The sequence below is a fragment of the Amycolatopsis sp. NPDC051106 genome (assembly GCF_040682775.1).
Classification (GTDB): domain Bacteria; phylum Actinomycetota; class Actinomycetes; order Mycobacteriales; family Pseudonocardiaceae; genus Amycolatopsis.
In genome coordinates this window covers 1-7,599 of the sequence record NZ_JBFBBQ010000174.1, presented here as the reverse complement: position 1 = coordinate 7,599, position 7,599 = coordinate 1, and the positions used below count along the sequence as shown (strand labels likewise).

The following is a 7,599-nucleotide window of genomic DNA, read 5'->3' as shown; positions in this document are numbered from 1 at the left end:
GGCCGGGAGGGGAGGCTTCTCGCCACCCACGCGACGGCGTCGGCGAGCCCGTCACGCTCGACGCGGATCTTCATTGACCCTGCCGGGCGCGCTTTCCGGGTGGTGTCATGGTTCTCGTGCGGGCCCGCCGCCGGGCCGGTGCGGGGACCTCGGGCCCCGGCGGGCCGCACGCTCTACTCCATCAGCCGGATCGGGCTCCCGGCCTGGAACGCCGCGATGTCCTCGACGGCGTCGCCGTAGAAGATCTCGTAGGTCTCGCGGGCGACGAACCCGAGGTGCGGCGTGAGAACCGCGTTGTCCATCGTCCTCAGTGGATGGTCGGCGGGAAACGGCTCGACGTCGTAGACGTCCAGTGCGGCCGCCCGGATCTCCTTGCGCCGCAACGCGTCCACGAGCGCGTCCTCGTCGACGATCGGGCCACGCGAGGTGTTCACCAGCAACGCGGACGGCTTCATCGCGGCGAGCTCGGCCGCGCCGACCAGGCCGCGGGTGCGGGCGCTGAGCACTAGGTGGATCGAGAGCACGTCCGAGCGGGCGAACAACTCCTCTTTGGACACCGCTGTGACGCCGTGCGGGTCGGCCTTCTCCGGCGTCAGGTTCTGGCTCCAGGCAATGGTTTCCATGCCGAAGGCCTGCCCGATCTTCGCCGCGCCCGCCCCGAGCCGGCCGAGGCCGAGCAGGCCGAGCGTCTTGCCGTGCAGCATGGTCCCGACGGTCGTCTGCCAGCCGCCTTCGCGCATGTTCCGGAACTCCTGCGGCAGGTTCCGCGACGCGGCGAGGATCAGCGCCCAGGTGTGCTCGGCGGTCGGCTCGCCGAGGTAGCCGGTCCTGGAGACGACGACGCCGTTGCGCTTCGCGGCGGGGACGTCGATGGCGGCGTTGCGCGGACCGGTGCTGACCAGCAGCGTCAGGTCGGGCAGCTGGTCGAGCACCTCGGCCGGGAAGCGGGTGCGTTCGCGCATCGCGACGATCACTTCGAAGCCCTGGAGCTGCTTGACGACGTCGGTGAGGGGCTCGGTGAAGACCGTCGTGTCGGCCTTGAGCGAGTCCCAGTCACCGAAGGTCAGGGCGACGTCCTGGTAGTCGTCGAGAATCGCGATCCGCATGACTTCACCGTAGTGGCACGAACACGTCCACGCGGACCAGGTGGTGGTCGGAGGCGTCGTTCAGCTGGGACAGCTCGTCCGACGGCACCGGCCAGAACACCTCCGCGTGCCACGGCAGCAGACCCTTCGACGGCAGCACGTAGTCCGTCCGCAGGTTGCCCGGCGCGACGTCGTTGAAGTCGCCCGTGTCGAAGAACGGGTCGCTCTTCTGGCCCGCGTTCGCCCCGCCCTGGGCCTGGGCCGCCAGCACCGCGCCGCGGCTGCCCGGGTGCGTCTCGAGCACCCGGCGTGCGTCCAGCAGCTGCTCGATCGCGCCCGGCACGCTGTCGCCGTCCAGTGGGTCCGAGTTGTTGTCGCCCGCCACCACGAACCGCTCCGACGCACCCAGGCCGCCCCGGTGGCCGCGGTCGTCGTAGACGTAACCGCCCTTGCCCGGCGTCACGTAGTCGGCCCAGAAGCGGATCTCGTCGTTGTTGCGGGTGCCGTTGCGGTCCTCCGGGCCGTCGAAGCTCGGCGGTGTCGGGTGCGAGACCAGGAAGTGCACCGTCGAGCGGCCGATCTTCAGCGGCAGGTCCCAGTGCGACTTCGACGACAGCCGCAGCACGGCCAGCTCCGCGGGGCTGTACCAGTCGTGCGGCGCCGGCGTGGCCGGGTCATCCGGGAGCAGCGCGCCGGGCATGTCCTTCCACAGGAAGTGCTGGAACGTCCGCACGTGCGCCAGGTCGATCGGGTACTTCGACAGCACGAGCAGCCCGTACTGGCCCTCGAACGTGCCGAAGCCCTGGGCGTCGTTGCCGAGGCCGCTCGTGCCGTCGCGGTCGAGGTCGAAGCCCGTCGGGACGCCCGTGTTGACCGGCGCGGTGTAGGCGTACGGGTAGTCGATCGGCTTCGCGCCGTGCTGGCCCACCGCCAGGTAGTTCTTCCGGAACAGGTCCGCGGCCCGGTTGCCCGGCACGTAGTCGAACTCGTTGATCAGCTGGACGTCGGCGCGGTTGCGCTGGACGACCTCGGCGACCTCCTGCGCCTGGGCGTTGCCCGGCGTCGAGAGGTCGGTCACCAGTTGCCCGGCGGCGGCCCGGTTCAGCGACGCGTTGAAGGTGGCGAAGCGGACGTTCTGCCCGAGGCCCGCGGAAGCGGTGGCGGGCACGAACAGGACGACGAGCGCGGCCACGGACAGGCCGGCGGCGAAGCGTTTCACGGTGAAACCTCCCAGTCGGCGGTCACCCTATGCCGGAAACCGGCCGTCCGGGTGAGCACCAGGTGAACGACCGACGTGACCCCACTCTCTTGAACGCGTTCAAAAACAGGGCTACCGTCCCTCTTGAACACGTTCAAAACGAGGAGGAACCATGGACCGGATAGTCGTCGCCTACGCTCTCTACCTGCTGATCAGCATTCCCTTGACCGTGCTCGTGGCCCGGACGCTGAGCCGCCACGGCCGCACCTTCCTCACCGAGGTCTTCGCCGACAGCCCCGGCCTGGCCAACGCCGTCAACCAGCTGCTGGTCGTCGGCTTCTACCTGGTCAGCCTCGGTTTCGTGACGCTCTTCCTGACCAGTCACGCCCAGGTGCCCAGCGCGCGGGAGGTGTTCGAGCTGCTCTCGGTGAAGGTCGGCACCGTGGCGTTGATCCTCGGCGGGATGCACCTGACCAACGTGCTGGTCTTCAACGCCATCCGCCGCCACCACCTGGCCCCGAAGGAGGCACCGCGTCCGGCGGCCCTGCCCTACGGCATGCCGCAGGTCCCGCCCTTCCCCGCGCCCTGACGGGTCCGGCGCTAACGTGCCGCACGTGGCCAAGAGCGAGGAAACGCGGTCCCTGATCGTCACGACCGCCATGCGGCTGTTCACCGAGAACGGCTACGACCGCACGACGATGCGCGCGATCGCCGCCGGAGCGGGAGTCTCCGTCGGGAACGCCTACTACTACTTCTCGTCGAAGGAACAGCTGATCCAGGGCTTCTACGACGAGATCGCGAGACAGCACCTCGACGCGGCCCGCGCCCGGATCGACGGCGAGACCGCCTTCGCCGCCCGGCTGCAGGCCGTGCTGCTGTGCTGGCTGGACATCGCCGAGCCCTACCAGCGCTTCGGGACGCAGTTCTTCGTGAACGCGGCCGACCCGGAGTCGCCGCTGAGCCCGTTCAGCGACGACTCCTCGGCCGCCCGCGAAGCCTCGATCGGCCTCATGCGTGAGGTCGTCGACGGCTCCGACGTCAAGCTCGACCCGGAGCTGCGCGACCAGCTGCCCGAGCTGCTCTGGCTCTACCAGATGGGCGTGGTGCTGTTCTGGGTCCACGACCGCTCGGCCGGGCAGAAGCGCAGCCGGATGCTGGTGGAGCGCAGCGTCCCGCTGCTCGCCCGGCTGGCCGCGCTCTCCCGGCTGCGGGTGTTCCGCCCGGTCAGCCGGGAGATCGTCGACCTCATCCGGGACTTGGCCAAGAAGGACTGACGGCCCGGAAGTAGAGGAAGCGGGGCTTGGTCCGCAGGTTCGCCGCCCACTTCGGGTCGGCCTCGGCCGCCTCCGGCACCGGCATCGGCTCGACCAGCCGGTCGACGGTGAAGCCGGCTTCGCGGACCGCGCCGAACGTCCAGCTCAGCGGGCGCCGGTAGAATCGGACCGGGTGCGGTTTCCCGTCGAGGCCGAAGTCGTCTTCCAGCAGTTCGAGCTGGAAGTAGTCGTCCTTGTCGAACCAGTGCCAGTCCTCGCCCGGGTGGTGCACCGAGAACACCAGCGCCCCGCCCGGCTTCAGCACCCGGCGGAACTCCGCCAGCGTCGGCCCCCAGTCCGCCAGGTAGTGCAGGACGAGCGACGCCGTGATGACGTCGATCGAGGCGTCCGGCAGCTCGAGCGGGCGGGAGACGTCGGCCTGCTCGAAGCGGGCGACGTCGCCGAACCTCTCGCGCGCCACGGAGACCATGCCCGCGCTCGAGTCGATGCCCAGCACCCCGGCGCCGCGCTCGGCCAGCAGCGCGCTGAGGTGCCCGGCCGCGCAGCCGACGTCCAGCACGCTCAGGCCTTCGACGTCGCCGGCCAGGTCCACGATCGCCGGCCGGTCGTAGAGGGCGTTGGTGACGGACTTCTCCGCGTGCTCGGCGTAGGCCTCGCTGTAGCCGTCGTACTGCTCCGCCCGCGCGCGGGCGAGGATCTCCTCGACCACCTCCGTCTTGGCGTCGGCGTACTGCTGGATGTACTTCCACTCCCGCGCACCCAGCTCGCGCTTCTTCGCCGCGTAGAGCGCCAGCTCCTCCGGGTGCGACCGCAGCCGGTCGCGGAAGAGCCGGTAGCGCGGCGTCTGGCCGTTGCCCGGCGAGTACACATGCAGGTTGATGTTCGTATCCGGGCCCTTGAAGCAGCGGTGCTTCTCCCAGTCCGGCTCGCGGATCACGAGCCGGTAGCCCGCGGCCTCCAAGGCCGGGAGGTACGCGTCCTCGTCGTCGGAGTCCGGCACTTCGAGGAGGATGTCGACGCAGGGCTTGGCGCACAGGCCCGGCACCGACGTCGACCCGACGTGCTCGAGGACGAGCACCCGCTCCCCCAGCGCACCCCGGATCCGTTCGGCTTCTCGCTCGAAGAGCTTCGGCCACTCCGGGTCGTAATCGACGAGGGTGACCGTCGAGTTGAGCTTCGGCGCTTCACCGCCGACCCAGCCCGACTCGATCTCGTCCTCGCTCAGCGCTTCTTGGCTGGTCATTCCGGTAGACCCCCTTCTTCAAGGCAGTCGGCCAGAATATCAACCCGGGCAAGCGGTTGTTCAGGAAATGGGGAGCGGCAGCAGGTTGCCGGTGGCTTCGCGCAGGGCGTCACGCATCGCCGCTCGCGGGGCCGGGCGGCCGGTGAAGTGCTCGGCCTGCCCGAACGCCTGGTGCAGCAGCATGTCCAGCCCGGTGGCGAGCCGGCCGCCACGAGCCGCGACGGCTTCGGCGAGCGGCGTCGGCCACGGGTGGTAGATGACGTCGAGGACGTGCGCGATCGCCGCGAGGTCGGCCACGTGCGGGAGAACGGCGTCCGGCGGCACGGTGTTCACCAGCACCGCCGCGGACCCCAGCGCCGCGAAGTCCGCCTCGGCCCAGCGGAGGACGTCGACGTCGAGCGAAGCCCGCTTCGCCGCGTCGAGGGTTTCACCGGCCCGTGCGGGATCCCGCACGACCAGGCGCACCTGCCGCACGCCCAGCGCCGCGAGCCCCACGACCGCCGCGGCCGCCGTGCCGCCCGCGCCGAGCACGACACCGGTGTCCCCGGGCGCCGGCTCGTAGCCGCCCGCCGCCCGCAGCGCGCCGGTGACGCCGTCGACGTCGGTGCAGTCCGCGAGCCAGCCCTTCGCGGTGCGGACCAGGGTGTTGGCCGCGCCGACCGCGGCCGCGCGCGGCGTCACCTCGTCCGCGTGGTCCAGTGCCGCGCGCTTGCCCGGCATGGTGACCGACAGCCCGGCCCACTCCGGGTCGAGGCCGGCGACCAGGCCGGGGAGTTCCTCGGCGCTCGTCTCGATCCGCTCGTACGTCCAGCCGGTCAGGCCGAGCGCGGCGAACGCGGCGCCGTGCAGCACCGGGGACAGCGAGTGCGCCACCGGCTTGCCCAGGACCGCGGCCCGCCGGGGCTCAGAAGGCACCGTTCGCCTTGGCCTTCTCGACGTTCTTCTTGTGGTCGTCGAACGTGACCCCGAAGCAGGACAAGCCGTTCTTCTCGCACTTGACGAAGTAGTACCACTCCCCGGCCGCCGGGTGCACCGCCGCCTGGATGGCGTCGGCGCTGGGCACCGAAATCGGGGTCGGGGTCAGGCCCGTGTTCTTGTAGGTGTTGTACGCCCCCGCCTTGTTCCGGTCGTCGTCGTTGGTCGCCAGGGTCGGGCGGTCCAGGACGTAGTTGACCGTGGAGTCCATCTGCAGCCGCATGTTGATCGCGAGCCGGTTGTAGATCACCCGCGAGAGCTTGCCGAAGTCGGCCTTCACCGCCTCGCGTTCGATGATCGAGGCGATGATCAGCGTCTGGTACGGCGTCATCTCCGGACCGGTCGACTGCGGGCTCAGGCCGGCGTTCTGGATCGCCTCGGCCGAGGTGCGCACCAGCTGCCCGATGATCTCCTGCGCGCTCGCCCCGGGGCGGACGTCGTAGAGACCCGGCGCGATCAGGCCTTCGAGCCGGCGGTCCTTGCGGTCGGCCTTGTTCGCGGGCTCGACCGCCCACTCCGGCACGCCGAGCGTCTTGAGGTCGGCACCGTCGACCACCTTGCGCAGGTCGTCGGCGCTCACGCAGGTGCTCTTGCCGTCGATCTGCGCGCACGACGCCTTCGCCATCAAGCTGTAGACGCCGGGCGTGACCTTGCCGTCGGGCTGCTTGATGTCGTCGAACTGGGTGTAGGGCCGGATCTCCAGCTGCCCGACCCGCGAGCCGGCCGCCAGGATCCGGTCGACCGCCGCGGCCCCGGACATGTGCGACTTCATCACGTAGAAGCCGTGCTGGATCCGCGACAGCTTGGGGTTGTCCTCGCCGGCCTTGACGAACGCCTTGCCGCTGGCGACGACGCCCGCCGTGGCGAGCTTCGCGCCGATCGCCGACGTCGAGTCGCCGTCGTCGACCTGGAACAGCACGTCCCGGTCGCCGGAGCCTTCGAAGTCTTCGTAGCCGAAGATCTTGTTGAAGCCGTAGTAGGCGCCGCCCGCGAGCAGCACGATCACCACCAGCGCGGCGACCCAGCCGAGGGCGCGCTTGCCCTTCTTCTTGCGCGGCTTCTTCGGCTCGTCCTCGTAGTCCTCTTCGCCCTCGGCCTCGTCGTAGTCCTCGTCGTAGTCCTCGTCGTAGTCCTCGTAGTCGTCGGCGTACTCGTCGTACTCCGCGTACTCGTCTTCCTCGGCGAAGAACTCCTCGGGCTCGTCGTGCGCCGGATCTGCCGGGGGTGCCGGGGCCTGCGCGGGGATGATTTCGGTGACCGGTTCCTCGCGCACGGGCGGAGGCGGCGGACGACGGCGCCGAGGCGGCTCCACGCCGGGTTCGGGCACGCCGACAGAGCGGTCACCCGGCTGGACGGGCCGCCGCGGGGGTTCCGGTGCGCCCCGGCGGAGGTCGGACCCGGCGTCGGGATCGAGCGGCACACGACGCCGGCGCGCGTCGCCGGCTTCCTCGGGATCGGGTACCGCGCGGCGTCGCCGCGGCTCGGCGGCTTCGGCCGGGTCGGGAGCGGCACGACGCCGGCCGGACGCCGGCTCGGCACCTTCGGCCCGGAAGCGCGCGAGGTCGGCCACCTCGTCCGAGGCGGCCCGGAGGCGGCGCGGGGCCTGGCCCTCCTCCGGCACGCCGCGGAGCCGGGCGGCCTGCGCTTCGGCGGCCTCTTCCAGGTCGAGCATCGCCTGGTGGCGACGTGCGGCTTCGGCCTCGGCCAGCTCTTCGGGGGTCGGCCGGCGACGGGGGGCTTCGGGTTCCGGCGCGGGACGGCGGCGGCGCGGGGCCTCGGCCTCGGGAGCGGGAACCGGGGCCGCCCGGCGGCGCCGCGGTTCGG

7 protein-coding genes are annotated in these 7,599 nt (G+C 71.1%); 2 read left to right on the top strand and 5 right to left on the bottom strand.

The window, feature by feature from the left end:
* Positions 1-173 precede the first annotated feature (173 nt).
* Together AB0M83_RS47930 and AB0M83_RS47925 are read right to left on the bottom strand one after the other, a co-directional pair.
* Positions 174-1,106, bottom strand: a complete 933-nt coding sequence (locus AB0M83_RS47930) for a D-2-hydroxyacid dehydrogenase family protein (RefSeq protein ID WP_364529318.1) — start codon at positions 1,104-1,106, stop codon at positions 174-176.
* 4 nt (positions 1,107-1,110) lie between these two features.
* Positions 1,111-2,304 (bottom strand): endonuclease/exonuclease/phosphatase family protein, encoded by a 1,194-nt coding sequence (locus AB0M83_RS47925; RefSeq protein ID WP_364529315.1) that lies wholly within the window; start codon positions 2,302-2,304, stop codon positions 1,111-1,113.
* A 151-nt stretch (positions 2,305-2,455) separates the two neighbouring features.
* Here AB0M83_RS47925 and AB0M83_RS47920 point away from each other — a divergent pair, with 151 nt between their 5' ends.
* The gene (locus AB0M83_RS47920; RefSeq protein ID WP_364529312.1) at positions 2,456-2,872 is read left to right on the top strand and encodes a hypothetical protein; all 417 of its coding nucleotides are present in this window, start codon (positions 2,456-2,458) and stop codon (positions 2,870-2,872) included.
* Between the two features lie 25 nt (positions 2,873-2,897).
* Positions 2,898-3,557: a TetR family transcriptional regulator gene (locus AB0M83_RS47915; protein ID WP_364529309.1), complete on the top strand. Its 660-nt coding sequence runs from the start codon at positions 2,898-2,900 to the stop codon at positions 3,555-3,557.
* On the opposite strand, the gene AB0M83_RS47910 is transcribed toward AB0M83_RS47915, so the two are convergent.
* The 3 genes from AB0M83_RS47910 to mltG form a co-directional block, all read right to left on the bottom strand.
* Positions 3,529-4,800, bottom strand: a complete 1,272-nt coding sequence (locus AB0M83_RS47910) for a GrpB family protein (RefSeq protein WP_364529306.1) — start codon at positions 4,798-4,800, stop codon at positions 3,529-3,531. The two genes, AB0M83_RS47915 and AB0M83_RS47910, sit on opposite strands and share 29 nt — an antisense overlap.
* Before the next feature lie 60 nt (positions 4,801-4,860).
* Positions 4,861-5,715 (bottom strand): shikimate dehydrogenase, encoded by an 855-nt coding sequence (locus AB0M83_RS47905; protein ID WP_364529303.1) that lies wholly within the window; start codon positions 5,713-5,715, stop codon positions 4,861-4,863.
* Positions 5,705-7,599 (bottom strand): endolytic transglycosylase MltG (gene mltG, locus AB0M83_RS47900; protein WP_364529301.1); only part of this gene is annotated, 1,895 nt, incomplete at its 5' end. The genes mltG and AB0M83_RS47905, both read right to left, overlap by 11 nt.

What these genes read in the sequence shown, in the direction of transcription:
- AB0M83_RS47930 (WP_364529318.1), bottom strand. Translation starts at nt 1,106, where the DNA reads ATGCGGATCGCGATTCTCGACGACTACCAGGACGTCGCCCTGACCTTC.
- AB0M83_RS47920 (WP_364529312.1), top strand. Translation starts at nt 2,456, where the DNA reads ATGGACCGGATAGTCGTCGCCTACGCTCTCTACCTGCTGATCAGCATT.
- AB0M83_RS47910 (WP_364529306.1), bottom strand. Translation starts at nt 4,800, where the DNA reads ATGACCAGCCAAGAAGCGCTGAGCGAGGACGAGATCGAGTCGGGCTGG.